This is a genomic window from Pseudolactococcus yaeyamensis, from assembly GCF_054658615.1.
This window is the reverse complement of sequence record NZ_BAAGGP010000019.1, coordinates 21,711-37,538: the sequence shown is the minus strand read 5'-3', so window position 1 is coordinate 37,538 and position 15,828 is coordinate 21,711. Positions and strand designations below refer to the sequence as shown.

General features: G+C 41.8%; 20 protein-coding genes. 15 read left to right on the top strand and 5 right to left on the bottom strand.

Going from position 1 to position 15,828, the window contains the following annotated elements; all coding sequences use genetic code 11:
* The 5 genes from ACYQ21_RS05515 to ACYQ21_RS05495 all read left to right on the top strand — a co-directional run.
* Positions 1-180: hypothetical protein (locus ACYQ21_RS05515; RefSeq protein WP_460056159.1), on the top strand; the 180-nt coding region annotated here is incomplete at its 5' end.
* A 176-nt stretch (positions 181-356) separates the two neighbouring features.
* Complete coding sequence (locus tag ACYQ21_RS05510) at positions 357-1,055, top strand: DnaD domain-containing protein (RefSeq protein ID WP_460056156.1); 699 nt, start codon at positions 357-359, stop codon at positions 1,053-1,055.
* Positions 1,045-1,689 carry an endonuclease III gene (gene nth, locus ACYQ21_RS05505; RefSeq protein ID WP_460056162.1) on the top strand — a complete coding sequence of 215 codons (645 nt, stop codon included), beginning with the start codon at positions 1,045-1,047 and terminating at the stop codon, positions 1,687-1,689. Before ACYQ21_RS05510 ends, nth begins: the two co-directional genes overlap by 11 nt.
* Complete coding sequence (locus ACYQ21_RS05500) at positions 1,686-2,384, top strand: tRNA (adenine(22)-N(1))-methyltransferase (protein ID WP_460056153.1); 699 nt, start codon at positions 1,686-1,688, stop codon at positions 2,382-2,384. Before nth ends, ACYQ21_RS05500 begins: the two co-directional genes overlap by 4 nt.
* Positions 2,371-3,141: a Nif3-like dinuclear metal center hexameric protein gene (locus ACYQ21_RS05495; protein ID WP_460056150.1), complete on the top strand. Its 771-nt coding sequence runs from the start codon at positions 2,371-2,373 to the stop codon at positions 3,139-3,141. The genes ACYQ21_RS05500 and ACYQ21_RS05495 overlap by 14 nt, the downstream gene beginning before the upstream one ends.
* Positions 3,142-3,159: 18 nt before the next feature.
* Here the strand turns inward: ACYQ21_RS05495 and ACYQ21_RS05490 are convergent, their stop codons facing one another.
* The 4 genes from ACYQ21_RS05490 to ACYQ21_RS05475 all read right to left on the bottom strand — a co-directional run bounded on the left by ACYQ21_RS05490 (position 3,160) and on the right by ACYQ21_RS05475 (position 6,361).
* Entirely contained in the window at positions 3,160-3,492 is a 333-nt protein-coding gene (locus tag ACYQ21_RS05490; RefSeq protein WP_460056147.1) for a hypothetical protein, read from the bottom strand.
* Positions 3,493-3,536: 44 nt separating this feature from the next.
* Positions 3,537-4,109 carry a TetR/AcrR family transcriptional regulator gene (locus ACYQ21_RS05485; RefSeq protein ID WP_460056144.1) on the bottom strand — a complete coding sequence of 191 codons (573 nt, stop codon included), beginning with the start codon at positions 4,107-4,109 and terminating at the stop codon, positions 3,537-3,539.
* Positions 4,110-4,202: 93 nt separating this feature from the next.
* On the bottom strand, positions 4,203-5,009 hold the full coding sequence (gene yidA / locus ACYQ21_RS05480) for a sugar-phosphatase (protein WP_460056141.1): 807 nt from the start codon (positions 5,007-5,009) through the stop codon (positions 4,203-4,205).
* Positions 5,010-5,041: 32 nt separating this feature from the next.
* Positions 5,042-6,361, bottom strand: coding sequence for an HD domain-containing protein (locus ACYQ21_RS05475; RefSeq protein WP_460056139.1), 1,320 nt, complete (start codon positions 6,359-6,361; stop codon positions 5,042-5,044).
* Between the two features lie 308 nt (positions 6,362-6,669).
* Here ACYQ21_RS05475 and ACYQ21_RS05470 point away from each other — a divergent pair, with 308 nt between their 5' ends.
* The 6 genes from ACYQ21_RS05470 (at position 6,670) to ACYQ21_RS05445 (ending at position 11,519) form a co-directional block, all read left to right on the top strand.
* On the top strand, positions 6,670-7,623 hold the full coding sequence (locus tag ACYQ21_RS05470) for a thiamine pyrophosphate-dependent dehydrogenase E1 component subunit alpha (RefSeq protein ID WP_460056136.1): 954 nt from the start codon (positions 6,670-6,672) through the stop codon (positions 7,621-7,623).
* Positions 7,616-8,572: an alpha-ketoacid dehydrogenase subunit beta gene (locus ACYQ21_RS05465; RefSeq protein ID WP_460056133.1), complete on the top strand. Its 957-nt coding sequence runs from the start codon at positions 7,616-7,618 to the stop codon at positions 8,570-8,572. The genes ACYQ21_RS05470 and ACYQ21_RS05465 overlap by 8 nt, the downstream gene beginning before the upstream one ends.
* Positions 8,573-8,953, top strand: coding sequence for a YwiB family protein (locus ACYQ21_RS05460; RefSeq protein WP_460056131.1), 381 nt, complete (start codon positions 8,573-8,575; stop codon positions 8,951-8,953).
* A 145-nt stretch (positions 8,954-9,098) separates the two neighbouring features.
* A complete protein-coding gene (purM, locus tag ACYQ21_RS05455; RefSeq protein ID WP_460056128.1) occupies positions 9,099-10,121 on the top strand; it encodes a phosphoribosylformylglycinamidine cyclo-ligase in 1,023 nt (340 codons plus the stop codon).
* Positions 10,118-10,663, top strand: coding sequence for a phosphoribosylglycinamide formyltransferase (gene purN, locus ACYQ21_RS05450; protein ID WP_460056125.1), 546 nt, complete (start codon positions 10,118-10,120; stop codon positions 10,661-10,663). The genes purM and purN overlap by 4 nt, the downstream gene beginning before the upstream one ends.
* Before the next feature lie 349 nt (positions 10,664-11,012).
* The gene (locus ACYQ21_RS05445; protein WP_460056122.1) at positions 11,013-11,519 is read left to right on the top strand and encodes a flavin reductase; all 507 of its coding nucleotides are present in this window, start codon (positions 11,013-11,015) and stop codon (positions 11,517-11,519) included.
* A 158-nt stretch (positions 11,520-11,677) separates the two neighbouring features.
* On the opposite strand, the gene ACYQ21_RS05440 is transcribed toward ACYQ21_RS05445, so the two are convergent.
* A complete protein-coding gene (locus tag ACYQ21_RS05440; RefSeq protein ID WP_460056120.1) occupies positions 11,678-12,496 on the bottom strand; it encodes an aminoglycoside 6-adenylyltransferase in 819 nt (272 codons plus the stop codon).
* Positions 12,497-12,998: 502 nt separating this feature from the next.
* On the opposite strand from ACYQ21_RS05440, the gene thiD reads away from it, so the two are divergent.
* The 4 genes from thiD to thiM are packed head-to-tail and all read left to right on the top strand — an operon-like array spanning position 12,999 to position 15,828.
* Positions 12,999-13,808 carry a bifunctional hydroxymethylpyrimidine kinase/phosphomethylpyrimidine kinase gene (thiD, locus tag ACYQ21_RS05435; protein WP_460056118.1) on the top strand — a complete coding sequence of 270 codons (810 nt, stop codon included), beginning with the start codon at positions 12,999-13,001 and terminating at the stop codon, positions 13,806-13,808.
* Between the two features lie 2 nt (positions 13,809-13,810).
* A complete protein-coding gene (gene tenA, locus ACYQ21_RS05430) occupies positions 13,811-14,521 on the top strand; it encodes a thiaminase II (protein ID WP_460056115.1) in 711 nt (236 codons plus the stop codon).
* Complete coding sequence (gene thiW, locus ACYQ21_RS05425; protein WP_460056113.1) at positions 14,508-15,023, top strand: energy coupling factor transporter S component ThiW; 516 nt, start codon at positions 14,508-14,510, stop codon at positions 15,021-15,023. The genes tenA and thiW overlap by 14 nt, the downstream gene beginning before the upstream one ends.
* Positions 15,016-15,828 (top strand): hydroxyethylthiazole kinase, encoded by an 813-nt coding sequence (gene thiM, locus ACYQ21_RS05420; RefSeq protein ID WP_460056111.1) that lies wholly within the window; start codon positions 15,016-15,018, stop codon positions 15,826-15,828. The genes thiW and thiM overlap by 8 nt, the downstream gene beginning before the upstream one ends.

The window sequence follows — 15,828 nt, the reverse complement described above, 5'->3', positions numbered from 1 at the left end:
GTTCAAGAAGCGTTGAATTCTGCGAAATGTCAGGAGCTATCGCAAGGCTATTGGGAAGTATTTGGCAATGAAGATTTCCTTGCGCTTAATAAGCAACTTAAAATTGATTGGGAGAAACAGTATGTTGCGTTAGAGGAGCTGAGACAATTCGCAAGAGGGGTGTGTATACAACAAAAATAATTGAGAACAAAACGCTATAACTCCTTATATCACAAGGCGGAATAGTGTTTTTCTGATTTTTAACTGTCAAACTCGGGAGTCTATCAAGATACGCCTTATGTTTGACGCGAACTCGCAAAATATGACTATTTTAATCTTTAACCACCGATTTGGTGGTTTTTTGGTATAATGAGACTATGACTTATTATGAACAATTCAAAAAAAATATCGTCCTACCACAGCCGATATTGACACATATTTTAGAGATTTTTCCGACACTTGTGAGTTTCAACGTCTGGCTTTATTTTTATGGCAATGAATCACTAGCGCCGAGTCAAATTGCTGCCTTTTTACAGATGACGACAGCAGAGGTTAATCAAGAAATTAATCTTTTGACAGACTCAGAAACATTGACGGCCGAATTTGACGAATTGACAGGAGAGATGCGCTTTGATACACGACCAGCTTTTGCTAAGTTGGATGCCATTTTATTAGATACAACTGCTGATATAACAGTTTCTGAGGATACTGAGACAGCTGTTTCAGATATTGCAAGATTGATTGCAGCCTTCGAACCGGAAATGCCGGGCGGTTTAACACCGATTAATATCGAAGAACTGCAAAAGTGGCTGAGCGATGATAAATTTGAAGCAGACTTAATCCTCCAAGCCCTACGTGAAGCAGCGCTAAATCGAAAAGTCTCCCTACCTTACATTCGAGCGATTTTGCGCAACTGGCGCACTGACGGTATTGTGACAGCGCGTGATATTGCGGACAATCGAGAAGAACGTGAGATTCGCAAAGCTGAGCAACAGACTGATGCCCCACTTTCTGAAGAGTATTTTAACTCAGTCGATAGCCTGCGCAAGGCTTGGGGGTATGATGATGCTCAGTAAAAAGAAATTTCTAGAAGCGCTAGAGATTATCGCTGAGATGTTTCCTGAGGCTCATGGTGAGCTGAACGCTGATACGCCGTTTCAATTACTCATTGCGGTGATTTTGTCAGCTCAGGCGACGGATAAAGGGGTGAACAAGGCGACGCCAGCGCTCTTTGCTAAATACCCTGATAGTCAAAGCCTAGCCTCTGCAGATATTTCAGATGTTGAAAGCTTAATCAAGACCATTGGCCTGTATCGCAGTAAAGCTAAAAATATCGTCAGAACGGCTGAGATGATCGAGACGGACTTTGGGGGCGACATCCCGAGAGATAAAGACTTGTTGCAGACTTTGCCGGGTGTGGGGCGCAAAACGGCGAATGTTGTACTGGGAGATGCGTTTGGCATTCCGGGAATCGCTGTCGATACACACGTCGAGCGCGTGTCGAAACGTTTGCAGCTGGTTAAACAGTCGGCGACTGTCACGGAAGTGGAAGACAAGCTGATGATGGTTGTGCCTGAAGCGGATTGGGTTGTGACCCATCATCGTTTGATTTTCTTTGGTCGTTATCACTGTACCGCTCGTGCACCGAAATGTATCGTCTGTCCTGTTCTGCCCTATTGTCACTTTGGAGAAAAAACTGTTTTAAAATGAAAAATGAAAAATTATCAAAACGCCTGACACAAGTTGGAGAATTTGTCCCACAAGATGCTGTTTTATTGGATGTCGGAAGCGACCATGCTTACTTACCAATTCATCTCGTGAAAACCGCTCGTGTAAGCAAGGCTATTGCTGGCGAAGTCGTTAAAGGCCCTTATGAGAGTGCTGTAGCAAATGTTAAATCAGCTGGCTTAGAAGCTCAAATCGCAGTCAGACTAGCTAACGGCTTGGCTGCTTTTGAGCCAACAGTTGATGACGTGACAACAATCACGATAGCTGGCATGGGTGGTCACTTAATTGCTGAAATTTTGGAGGATGGGCGCGATAAGTTGTGCCAAGTCTTAACCCTGATTTTACAACCTAATAACGGCGAACGCCATTTGAGACAATGGTTACAGGCACATGATTTCACGATTTCTGATGAAAAAATCTTAGCAGAAAATGACAAGATTTACGAGATTATCGTTGCACATCCAGGAAAGTCAGCTGATAAATTAACGGAAGCCGAGCTCTGTTTTGGCCCTTTTCTACTACAAGAAAAATCAGCAGTCTTTCTTGAAAAATGGACATCTGAGTTAGCAGCCAATCAAGCGATTATGGCAAAAATTCCAGATTCAGCCCAACAAAAAAAAGCCGAATTTTCAGCAAAAATTGCCAAAATCAAGGAGATTTTAAATGTTAGCCAGTGATTTTTTCGCACGATATGAAGTTTATTGTCCTAAAGAGCTTGCAATGGCAGATGATCCAGTCGGTCTGCAAATCGGAACGTTAGATAAAGACATTCAAAGAGTCATGGTCACCCTAGATATCCGCGAACAGACTGTGGCAGAAGCAATTTCGAAAAAAGTCGATGTGATTTTAGCCAAACACCTTGTCATTTTTAGACCGCTAGATAATCTGACCGACCAAGACACACAGCAAAAAATCATCTTGGATTTGGCGCGTGCTGGGATTTCAGTATATACGAGCCATACCAATATTGACATCGTCGAAAATGGCCTTAATGATTGTTTTTGTGAGCTGTTAGATATCACCGAAACTGAAAATTTGACCGTTTTTGGCTTAGGTCGTGTTGGTAATATTCAACCGCAAACCCTAGGTGACTTTTCAGAAAAAATCAAAGCAGTATTTGATCTATCAGGACTAACAATTGTCTCTTACGACCAATCACTCACCCAAGAAATTAAGCGTGTCGCCATCTGCGGAGGCAGTGGTGGGAAATTTTATCCAGAAGCGATTGACAAAAAAGCGGATGTCTATGTGACAGGGGATATTTACTACCATACAGCGCATGATATGCTGTCATCAGGACTTTTAGCAATCGATCCCGGCCACCATATCGAAGTCTTATTTGTCAAAAAAGTGGCACAGATACTCAGAGAGTTTAAGACAGATGTCGAGATTATCGAAAGTAGTAGCCTTACAAATCCGTTTATCAAAAAATGATGCCAGTTTGAACAGGCATCATTTTTTGATTATTTTTTGGATATTGGCTTGTAAGCTTTTGAGCTCAGCCAACCAATCTACATAGAACTGTTCGACCAGATCAGGTGTAATCACTTTTTCTAACCAGTACTCGGGATTAACACGCCATTTAGTTTCAGTTAGCTCTTTAACATCAAAATTGGCGATGTATTGATCAAAAGCATGAGCCAAGTTAGGGTCATCTGTTTTATAAAGCTTAACTTGCTTCATGGGCTCAATCTCATTACTTTTGAAGTAAATGACAGCATAATTGGCGTAGTCATCAATGGTGTAATATTGCGCTACACGTTCAACAAATGTTTGATTGTCCACCTTGTGCAAAACCTCCTAATTCTGGTTTAAGACTTTTTGTATGATTATTGAGAAATCGGTACGATATTTGGATTGTTGATAATGTAGGTAATGATTTCTTTAAATAAAGTGATCAGATAGCCATCTGAATAAACCCGAATACCCGCGATACTTGAAGCAGCCATCCCATTAACAATAATCCAACTGCGGATATGCAGTGCCTCAATCTGTTCATCAGTCAAATTTTTGTATTCAGTCGAATTAGCAACGATTTTTTTATAGTTTTCTAATGAATAGTCAAACATGATTTTACCGCGTGCAAAGCCTTCAACAAAGAGGGCACGATAAAGATTAGGGTGTGCTTCAGAGAAACGAATGAAAGCGATACCCAGTGATACTAGAGGATCATCCGCATATTTTTCATGCAATTTGATATCAAACATATAGTGAAAAACGTGTTTCAAGACAGCTCGTTTATAGTTTTCCATATTTTTAAAAGCACCATAAATCGGTTGTGTCGAAATCCCAAATTTTGTGGCAACATCACGAGCAGTGAATTTTTCAAATCCGTAGGTATTCAGATATTGAAAACCAAAATCAAGTAACATTTCATCAGTAATAACTTTTTTACGCGGCATTTTTTATTTCCTCCATAACCCTTCAAGGGTTTGTAATTAGTAGTGTTGTAGCACTAGATAGTAAGATGTGATAGGTAAAATGAATTAGCAGTTTTAAAGTACCCACTCATTAATCGCATGCGCCACACCAGAATCTTCATTTGATTTGGTGAGATATTTTGCGATTTTCTTGAGTTCAGGATTACCATTTGCCATGACAACTGGGTTGCCAACAGCCTCTAACATTGAGCGGTCATTTTCTTCATCGCCGATGGCCATGGTTTCTTCATGCGAGATGCCTAGCTTTTCAGCCAAGTGCTGGACGGCTAATCCCTTACTCGCATTTTTGTTGAGAATCTCAAGATAGAAAGGGGTTGATTTAACGATGGTATAACGCTCTCGGAAACGTTGTGGGAGTTTGGCGATCGTCGCATCCAGTTTTTCAGGGGTATCGATGTACATCATCTTGATGATTTCATGTTTGCGCATTTCTTCAGCAGTCCGATATTTCAAGGGCAGACCAGTGATATAGGCTTCATTAATCGTATATTGATTGATATTGCGATTGTGCGTATAAATCGTCGACATGGTAATTGAGTGGAGTGGCGTCTTAAGTCTGCGACTTTCCATTTCGATATCCAGATAATCATCATAAGTGAGGGGTTCATCTATGAAAGCTTCACCAGTAGCAGTCGCCTGAACTAACGCACCATTGTAAGTGATGACATAATCACCAGCATCTAATAGGTTTAAGTCTGCCAGAATATTTTTGACCCCTAAAAGTGGACGACCAGTCGCAATAACGATTTTGACATCGGCAGCTTTTGCTTTTTGAACAGCTTCAAAAACTTCAGGTGTGATTTCGCGATTACGATTGACGAGCGTGCCATCAATGTCGATGGCAACGAGTTTAATTGACATGATTTACAGTATGAGTTAAGTCAAACCTTAACTCAGTTCCTTTCTTTTCCCAAAAAATGGTCATTTCTAATATAGCTAACAAAAGTTTCCTGCTCAGTCTTAAACAGTGTTTGCGGACTGAGGATGTCGCGTGGAAAATAGAAACGATTGTCACCATGTGTCGTACCAGTCAAAGCTTTAACAAGACTCGATAGCTCAGACAATTCAGTAAGTGTCCCATCTTTTTGCATGATTTCAATCTGTGTCCGAGGATTTTGCAATTCTGGTCGATACAAATCATAAGGTAAGTCAAAGTTAGAATGTATCGCCGTATAGTAATCCGTATCAAATCCGATTTTGGCAATGATTTGGCGCAGTATTGCCAAATCTTTTTCATCAACACTATCGTATTTGATGGATTTGGCTAATTTGCGATTGACAAAAGCACTACTCAAATCCGACAAGATTTCATCTGGGTGTGTCTGCCAGTTTTGGAAATAAGTTGTCATGACACCATCGTCTAGATGGAGATAGTCAGATAAGGTAGAATCGGACTCGAAGAAGGGAACCAAACGCGGACTGGTCAGCTCGAAATACTCTTTCTGTGTTGGATAGAGGACTTTGGCACGCTTCAAAAGCTGATGTAGCAAGACTTCCATAGCACGACTTGCCGGGTGGAAATAAACCTGCATATACATCTGATAACGACTAACGACATAGTCTTCCACGGCGTGCATCCCTTGGATTTTAAAAGCGATACCGTTCTCAATAGGGGTAATCACACGCATAATCCGTGTTAAATCAAATTCACCATAGGTCGCACCAGTATAATAAGAGTCTCGTAAGAGATAATCCATACGATCCGCATCAATCTGACTTGAAATCAGCTGCACGACCTGTTGATTCTCATAATCGTGTGTGATGACACTAGCAATCTTCTCAGGAAAATCGGGGGACACTTTTCTCAAAACAGCATTGATTTCAGTGGATGAATCAGTGATGATATTCACCGTGATAGCTTCGTGATCCGTATTGAAAACACCCTCAAAAGTATGAGAGAATGCGCCATGTCCGACATCATGCAGTAGGGCAGCACATTGAGTGACGAGGTTTTCTTCTGAATTCCAAATCTCAGGATAGTTTTTGGTAAACATGTCCGTGATTTGCTTGGCGATGTTATAGACGCCTAAACAGTGCGTAAAACGGCTGTGTTCCGCGCCATGAAAGGTATAACTAGATGTGCCAAGTTGTTTAATCCGACGCAACCGTTGAAATTCCTTTGTGCCAATCAAATCATAAATCGTCTGATTAGTAACTGAGATATAGTTATGAACGGGATCGCGGAAAACTTTCTCTAGTTTTGTAATTGACATACGACACCTTCTATATTAATATGAGTAATTATATTATAACTCAAAATGCTGAAAAATGCACGATTTTAAATTAAAAAAAACTTATTATTTTTTAACGAATGCTAAGTCAAGTGTGTTAGACCATTTTTGATAAAATTTTATGAAATTGAAATACTTTATTTGTTGAAAATTATCGTATAATAGACTTACATGTGCTTTTAAGATGATTTCAAGATCAAATGATGTTTGATGCTGAAATATCTGAAGAAAAAATAAAATAAAGACTTTGAGCGAACACGGGTTCGTGAGTCGAAGAAAGGAAAGGTATAATGCAAACTATTGAAAAAAATCGTGCAGTGAGTTGGTATCAAACCATGGTGACTATCCGAGATTTTGAAAATATCATTGATGATAAAAATCGTGCAGGTTTTTTGTATGGTACGACCCATCTTTATAACGGTCAAGAAGCCATCGCTACTGCCATTTGTGATTTACTGTCACCAGAGGATTTGATACTTTCAACGCACCGAAATCATGGGCACGCCATTGCCAAAGGCACGAAAACCTACCCTATGTTTGCTGAGATTTTCGGCAAAAAAACAGGGACAAACGGTGGTCACGGGGGATCGATGCACATCAGCGATATGTCAGTTGGAAATGTTGGCGGAAATGGGATCGTTGGTGGGAATTATCCAGTCGCTTTAGGCCTCGCACAGGCTCTGAAAATGGACGCTTCACAGCGCATCGTTGTCTGTTTTTCAGGCGACGGTTCGACTAATGAAGGGACTTTTCACGAAAGTCTGAACTTAGCCAGTATCTGGCAACTGCCGATTATTTTTGTGGTCGAAAATAATCAGTATGCCATGTCAAGTGATGCATCTGTCATGATAGCAGGGAGCATTTCTGAGCGAGCAAAAAATTATGACATGCGCGCTTATCAGGTAGATGGGCAAGATGTTTTTGCTGTCCATGATGTCTTTACACAAGCACGACAAGATGTTAAAAATGGTCCAGTCTTGATTGAGGCAGTGACTTATCGCTTTAAAGGTCATTCACGCTCCGATAGCGAACAGTACCGCACGCCAGATGAGTTTTTTAACTGGGAAGACCCGATTAAAAAATTACGTGAGGCTTTGATGGCTGACTATGATGTGTCATCAGAAGAGATTGCCTTGATAGACGAAAAAATCTATCGCCACCTCTCATCAGAGGCTGAGCAAGCCTTAACAGATGAGGACACTAGCAGTCCGAGTGATATTTGGAAGGCGGTATACAGTGACTAAAACATATTTACAAGCAATCAATGAAGGCTTGCGCCAGATTTTAACAACCATACCAGAAAGTTATATTTTGGGTGAAGATGTTGGGACTTATGGTGGTGGATTTGGTGCAACAAAAGGTTTAGTCGCTGATTTTCCAGACCGTGTCTTAGACACGCCGATTTCTGAGGCTGCCATTACGGGTGTTGCGACGGGGTCAGCTTTACTCGGTAAACGCCCTATTCTTGAAATTCAATTTTCTGATTTTTTGACTGTCGCCATTGACCAACTTGTCAATGAAGCAGCAAAGACTCATTTTCTATCAAACGGGGAGCAATCTGTCCCTATGGTTATCCGTGCAGCCAGTGGTTCAGGGACAGGTGCCAGTTCGCAACATTCTCAGAGTTTCGAGAACTGGTTTGCTCATGTACCGGGCTTGATTGTCGTCATGCCGTCGAATGCTTATGATGCCAAAGGTATCTTGGTTGCTGCGGTTAAAAATAATAATCCTGTTTTAATTTTTGAGCCTAAATCACTTTATAAAACAGCCATGCCAGTACCGTCAGAACTTTATGAAGTGCCAATCGGTCAAGCTAAAGTTGTTCAATCTGGTAGTGCTGTAACCATTATTGCCCTTGGGCGAATGGTAGAAGTGGCTAAGACTGTTGCGAGTCAAACAGATATATCAATTGAAATTGTCGACCCAATTACGATTTCACCACTTGATATTGAGACACTCGCAGCATCTGCCAAAAAAACGGGCAAAGTCTTAATTTTGACTGAGGCTGTTAAACGCTCAGGTATTTCAGGAGAAATCCTAGCGCAGCTCGTCGAGGCTGGCTTTAGTGGGCCAATCAAACGATTGGGCGGACACTTCATGCCAATCTCAGCGGCTAAATCAGTTGAACTGGCACAAGTACCAACCATTGATGAAATTCATGCAACCATTGGCACGATGATGGAGGAGGTTTAGATGGTTAAAATTACAATTGATAACTTGATTAATATTGACCATGAAACTGAAATCATTCATGAGGAATATACGGGCGATTATCATGAGAAAAATGGCAGTCATTTTCTTGTTTATCAAAATGAGATGAGCGAAAAAGTCGTCATGAAGTATGATACTGAGATGTTGACGATTACACGTTTTTCACAACCTAGCACGATGATGAAAATGCATCCAGAGGTGGTCACGAAAACGGCGATTGCCACGCCAGTTGGGGCACAGCATTTCGAGATTAAAACGCAACTTTATAAAAAGTCTGCGACTGGCTTTAAAGCGAGTTATCAATTCTGGCAAGGTGAGACAAAAATCGCTCAGTATGATTTAGAGGTACATTTTTCTTACTAGACAAAATATTTTCTTTAAAAACCGAACATTATCGCTAAAAACTGTCTAAAAAGGCAGTTTTTTTGCTGATTTGCGGAGAAATTAACCTATAATGATAAAAAAGGCCGTATGAATAGGCTCAAACAAAAGAAAGTTGGAACCAAGAGTGTCTGAAAAAAATGCTTATGCGCAAGCTGGTGTCGATGTAGAGGCTGGATATGAAGTTGTTGAACGGATTAAAAAACACGTTAAACGCACAGAACGTTTAGGCGTTATGGGTGCGCTAGGCGGTTTTGGCGGCATGTTTGACCTAACAACGACAGGTGTCAAAGAACCTGTTCTCGTTTCTGGTACAGATGGTGTTGGCACAAAATTGCTGCTCGCTATTGAGGCGGACAAACACGACACGATTGGAATTGACTGCGTTGCCATGTGTGTCAACGACATTATCGCCGCAGGCGCAGAACCTCTTTATTTCCTAGATTATGTCGCAACAGGCAAAAACATTCCTGCTAAACTTGAACAAGTCGTAGCAGGTGTCGCAGAAGGCTGCGTCCAGTCTAACGCAGCACTAGTCGGTGGCGAAACTGCTGAAATGCCCGGGATGTATGGTGAAGATGATTATGACCTTGCTGGATTTGCAGTAGGTGTGGCTGAGAAGTCTCAGATTATCACTGGGGAGAAGATTTCAGAGGGAGATATATTGATTGGTTTAGCCTCTTCTGGTATCCATTCAAATGGTTTTTCACTTGTCCGAAAGGTCTTTGTGGAGACTGATTTAAATGCGAAAATGCCTGAGCTTGGCGGTCAAAAATTGATTGATAACTTGCTGACACCAACTAAAATTTATGTCAAAGACTTGATGCCTTTGGTTAAAGCTGGCGTGATTAACGGTATTTCACACATCACAGGTGGTGGCTTCATTGAGAATATCCCACGTATGTTTGGAAATGACTTAGCAGCAGAAATCACAGAAGGCACTTGGGATATTTTGCCGATTTTTGATTTGTTAGAAAAAACAGGTAACCTCAAACACAGTGAAATGTTTGAAATCTTCAACATGGGCTTAGGCATGGTGCTTGCTATTTCACCAGAAAACCTTGAACAAGCTAAAGCCTTGCTTAACGGCAACTGTTTTGAAATTGGTCAAATCGTTAAGCGTGAGACAGCAGCGGTTATCATCAAATGAAATTAGCTGTTTTTGCCAGCGGTTCTGGTACGAATTTTGAAAATCTTGTCAAACAAGGAATCCCTATCACTTTTCTATTCTCAGATAAGCGTGATGCTAAAGCTTTAATGCGAGCTGAAAAACTAGGTATAACAGCACACACGTTTGAGTTAAAAAACTTTGAAAATAAGGCTGCCTATGAGACGGAACTGTTAAAGCTCTTGGCGCAAGATGAGATTGACCTCATCGTTCTAGCTGGCTACATGAAAATCGTCAGTCCAACCTTGCTACAAGCTTATGAAGGTCGTATCATTAATATCCACCCAGCCTATTTGCCGGAGTTTCCGGGTGCCCATGGGATAGAAGATGCTTGGCGTGCAGGTGTATCGGAGAGCGGTGTGACGATTCACTATGTCGATGCAGGCGTTGATACAGGTCAGATTATCGCTCAACGACGCGTTCCGATTTTACCAAATGATACCTTAGAAACATTTGAGGCACGAATTCACGAGATGGAGTATGTACTTTATCCAGAAGTGTTGTGGGAGATTTTAGTCAATTAGTGTAGAACGAAGAGATGGAGAAAATCATCGTAATCGGCATTTCTGGTAATTTGGCTTGACTTTCTTGTTTTGCTTATCCCCCTTTCGTATCATCAAGCGGTCATGGCAGTTTCGCAAGGATAAAAGTACGCGACCAGATATGCCAACCTATTTTAAAGAACAGATGTTTGATAAGGCATACCGGCAATTTTAAAAATTTGTCTGGACTTTTAACAAAAAAAGTTCGACCACATATTGTGACGGCGCTTGAAAATCGACCGCAAACAACCAAACTACTTGTTTTTTGAAATCCGCGACAAGTGACTAAATTTTTAGAGAAACTTTGACAATAAGAAAAGGAGCAGGCACCATGACATTTAAAGAAATCCGCATTAACAAATTAGACATGAATCCCTTCACCAAAATCGGTAAAGAGTGGCTGCTGATTACAGCTGGCACGACTGAAAACTGCAACACCATGACCGCCAGTTGGGGTGGCTTTGGTTTTCTCTGGAACCGTAATGTCGTAACAATTTATATTCGACCACAGCGCTATACGAAAACTTTTGTGGATGCTGCCGATACTTTCACACTCAGCTTTTTTGGTCGAGATTTCCGGAAAGAGTTGACCTATCTCGGTCAAACAAGTGGTCGTGACGAAGACAAAATTGTCAGAGCCGGTCTCACGCCACACCGTTTCGAGGAGACAGTTGGTTTTGAAGAAGCCGAAATGGTTTTCGTCATGAAAAAACGCTACCAAGCGCCGATTGAACCTGAGAAATTCCTCGACAGCACGATTGCCGAACACTATCCAGAAAAAGATTATCACGATATGTATATCGCCGAGATTGTCAAAGTCTATGTGAAAGAAAATTAAAAAGCCGTTTAGGCTTTTTTATGCTTGATCAACCAAAGAAAGGAAACAAAATTTTTGAGCTATTTTTTGCCAATTCGAGGCGATAAGGCGAAGGCGTACAGGTGTACGACAAGACTTATCAACGATGAAGTGGCGGAGAATAGTCGAAAATGTTTGCTTTATTTGGTTGATTGAGCATACAAATGTCGCAAAATGTAGTCAGTCGTTCGGTCAACGGCTGTTTTGTCATAAGTCAGCTGTAAATCATGACTCAGGTTTGGCAACAGATTAGTCACCATCGTAAGCGCAGTAGATAAAGCTAGCCCAGTCCGAGTCAAATCTGATAAATCATACAAGCGCTCGATCCCCTCAAAATAAGTAGGTAGTCGCTTATGTGCTTTACCAACTGAAAGTGAAAAGTCGGTGTCCCTTCCGACCCGCCAAGTCAGCAGACGGTAAAGTTCTTCACGAACGATTGACTCAAAAAAATAGTTGGTATAGAGGAGTTCGACCCGCAAGATACCTTTGAGGACATAGGTGCTGACCCAGAAAAACTCAGTAATGCTGTCGTCAAACTCGGTCTGAGTTGGGCGCTGCACCCAGTGCGTGCGGTCAGATGTTGCGGGTAAGTCAGTATAAACGCCTGTTTTATCCAGCAAAATCGTGTTAAGCGTATCCTCAGCCAAATAATCAGGCACAGCAGAGATAGGCTGAATTTTCAAATCCAAGCGATTGCCGTCCATGAATTGCATCAGCCAGCACCAGCGATTTTTCTCAGGCAAAATCTGTTGAATCATGATGTCCCCAAATTGACTGCGGTCAAACTGTTCAAAGTCAGGAAAGTTAGTATCTGAAACAAAATAGGTCATGTCAAAATCTTGATACTGGTCTGGTTTCACTGCCGGGTCATTGCGTGAGCCTTCGCTACCAATCATGAGGATAGCAGTGTTTTCTTGAGCTGTTGTCAGGATTAGGTTGTAAAGTGTCTCAGATGTCATATTTGCCTCCTTGACTTTAGTATAGCATAGGATTTTTATGAAAAGGCTATATTTTCATAAAAAGTGACTTTTTGAGCTGGAAATTAAGAAAAATATGATATAATGACCTTATGTAACACAATTAGTTAAATAACCCATCACAAGGGGAGCCGTGTTCAACTTATTATAAAATCAAAATAAAAACTTTTGAGCTATTTTTTATCAATTCTAGGCGATAGGGCGAAGGCGTACAGGTGTACGTCAAGGTCTATCAATGACGAAGTGGTGAAAAATAGCTGAAAGTATTTTGATTTTATGATGAGTTGAGCACACTGGCTGAGATTGAGCGCTTGCTCTGGACTCTTTGAACCTGAACTCGTTAGGACGAGCGGAGGGATGTGATCGATAAAAGTTTTTTGATAGACAATAAATCTAGAACTGGCTTCTAGCTTGTCCTATTTTGCTATCAGGCTAACCGTGAATTCGACCTCTCCTTGTGATTAAAAAAGGAGAGTTTTTTTGTATGGAAATGACGCAAAAAGCGCTGACAATTGCAGGCTCTGACTGTAGCGGCGGTGCAGGGATTCAAGCTGATTTAAAAACGTTTTCGGCTCATGGTGTCTATGGCATGTCGGTCATCACAGCGGTTGTCGCTGAAAATACTTATCGTGTCAGTGGCATTATGGATGTCACCCCTGACATGATTGACAAGCAAATCAGGGATGTGTTTGAGGATATCTATCCCGATGCGGTTAAAATCGGCATGCTGAACACGATAGAAACGATGCAAACTGTTGCCAATGCGCTCAAAATTTGGCACCCTAAAAATATCGTGATTGACCCAGTCATGTATGCCAAAAATGGCAGTCCACTTATGGCACTTGATGCGATTGAGACCTTGATTAAACTTGTTGTGCCTCATGCAACGTTAATCACACCCAATATTCCAGAGGCTGAGAAAATTTCGGGCATGACGATTTCAAATATTGGTAATATGGAAATAGCGGCGAAGAAAATTCATGAGATGGGTTGTCAGGCTGTCCTCATCAAGGGAGGTCATGCAATCGGAGATGCAACAGATGTCCTCTATGATGGTCATGACTACCATCAATTGACAAGCCAACGAATCCAGACGAAAAATACGCATGGCACAGGTTGTACCTTATCCTCAGCCATTGCCAGTAATCTGGCCTTGTGCTATCCTATGGCTGAAGCGGTGCGACTGGCGAAAGATTACGTGACACAGGCAATTGCCCATGCACTCCCTTTTGGCCAAGGTAATGGCCCAACCCACCATTTTCATAATCTCGTTCAAAAAACGAAAGGAGAATAGACTTGATTGCTCAAAAACTTAGAAGGAGTGTTGCCAGTTTATGGGAAACGACCTATCAACACCCTTTTGTTCAGGAACTTGGTCAGGGCAGATTACCGCAGGAAAAGTTTAAATTCTACCTCCTGCAAGACTATCTCTATCTCCTTGATTATGCGCGTTTGATGGCTTATGCGGCAATCCATGCGGATGATGAATCAAGTATGCGCTATTTTACTAGAATACAGTCTGATATTTTAGACTCAGAACTTGAGACACACAGAAACTATATGGCTGAATTTGCCATCACAACAGAGATGGCAGGGCAAGTGCAACCTGCCCTGTTTAATCGGGCTTATGCAGCCAATATGCTAGCCACTGCCCAAAGTGGTCAACTTGCTAAAATCATCGCAACAGTGCTACCGTGCGCTTGGACTTATGCCGAATTTGCCCAACGCTTGGTCAAAGCCTATGACCATGTTCTACCCAATAATCCTTATCGGGTTTGGCTAGAAAAATACGCCTCTGCTGACTTTGCTCAGTCAGCAGAGTGGTTACTTGCAAAGTTAGAGGCTTTAATGCAAGATAAATCTGAGCAGGAGTATCAGGAAATTCAGGAGATTTTTAAATCCAGTTTAGAATTTGAGTATCTCTTTTGGGAGATGTCCTATGAGATGCAAACTGGTGTTGGCGCAACTGATGAGAATCAAGAGGGAGACAAACATGAAAAAGGGTAAATTTTTAAACCGCTTAGTTTTTTTGGCGATGATGGTCGCAGTCGGTGTCGTGATATCACCTTTACTCAGAGTGGAGGGCTTTGCGCCTATGCAACATTTGGTAAATGTGACGTGTGCGGTCTTTCTAGGGCCATGGTACTCACTAGCTTGTGCGGTAGCCATCGGGGTGATTCGGATGTTGTTGATGGGGATTCCCCCGCTTGCCTTAACTGGTGCTGTTTTTGGTGCCTTTCTATCTGGCATTTTCTATGCTAAAACGGGTAAAATCTGGGCAGCAGTTCTAGGTGAAATCATCGGAACTGGCCTAATTGGTTCAATAGTATCGTATCCTATCATGACGCTTTTATATGGCAAAAGTGACCTCACATGGTTGTTTTACGTGCCATCGTTTTGTATTGCCAGTACCATGGGAGGCACACTTGCAGGTGTCATGCTTTATGCCATGCAAAAAAATGGTGTTTTAGCTAAACTCACAAAAGGGTTGGGACGAAAAAATGATTAAAAAACCGCTCATTCACTATATCACGCACCCAATTGTCATGACGGATTGTGCGAACGCAATTTTGGCAATCGGTGGCAGTCCGATTATGGCAGAGCATCATGCCGAAGTTCAGGACATTACAGCCAAATCAGCAGCCTTAGTTGTTAATCTTGGGAATATTACCGATTATCGGATGCAGGCCATGCGCTTGTCAGCTCAAGTCGCCTTGGCAAAAGGCTTGCCGATCATTCTGGATTTAACTGGTCTTGGTGTGAGTGCCCTTCGGCGAACATTTGCGCATGACTTTATCACGACGTTTTCGCCACAGCTCGTTAAAGGTAATGTCTCTGAAATTTTAGCCTTGTTAGCGTTTACAACACAGGCAAATGGTGTGGATACTGGAGATAACCATTTGACGACAGAGCAGCTGATGAAGATGAGAAGTTTTTGTCAGGCGCATAGCTGTATCCTCCTTGTAACAGGGGAAATTGACGTAATTGTTGATTTAGGTCGTTTCATCTGTCTGAAAAATGGGTCAGAAAAATTGACACAAGTGACCGGAACAGGCTGTCTCTTGTCAGGTATGCTAGGCTATTTTCTAAGTCAATCTTCTGATTTAGAAACAGTAGATGCCGTGGTTAAAGCTGTGGGACTTCTGACGGTTGCCAGTGAAGTTGCTGAGCAAAAATCGACTGGTCTAGGTAGTTTTAAGGTGGTTTTATTTGACTATCTGAGCAGTCTGACACCTGATCAAATTCAGGGGAAATTATGGCGTTTTGAGAGTCAGGAAGCTCAGGCTATTGTTGACTTTAGAGAGGGAGAATAG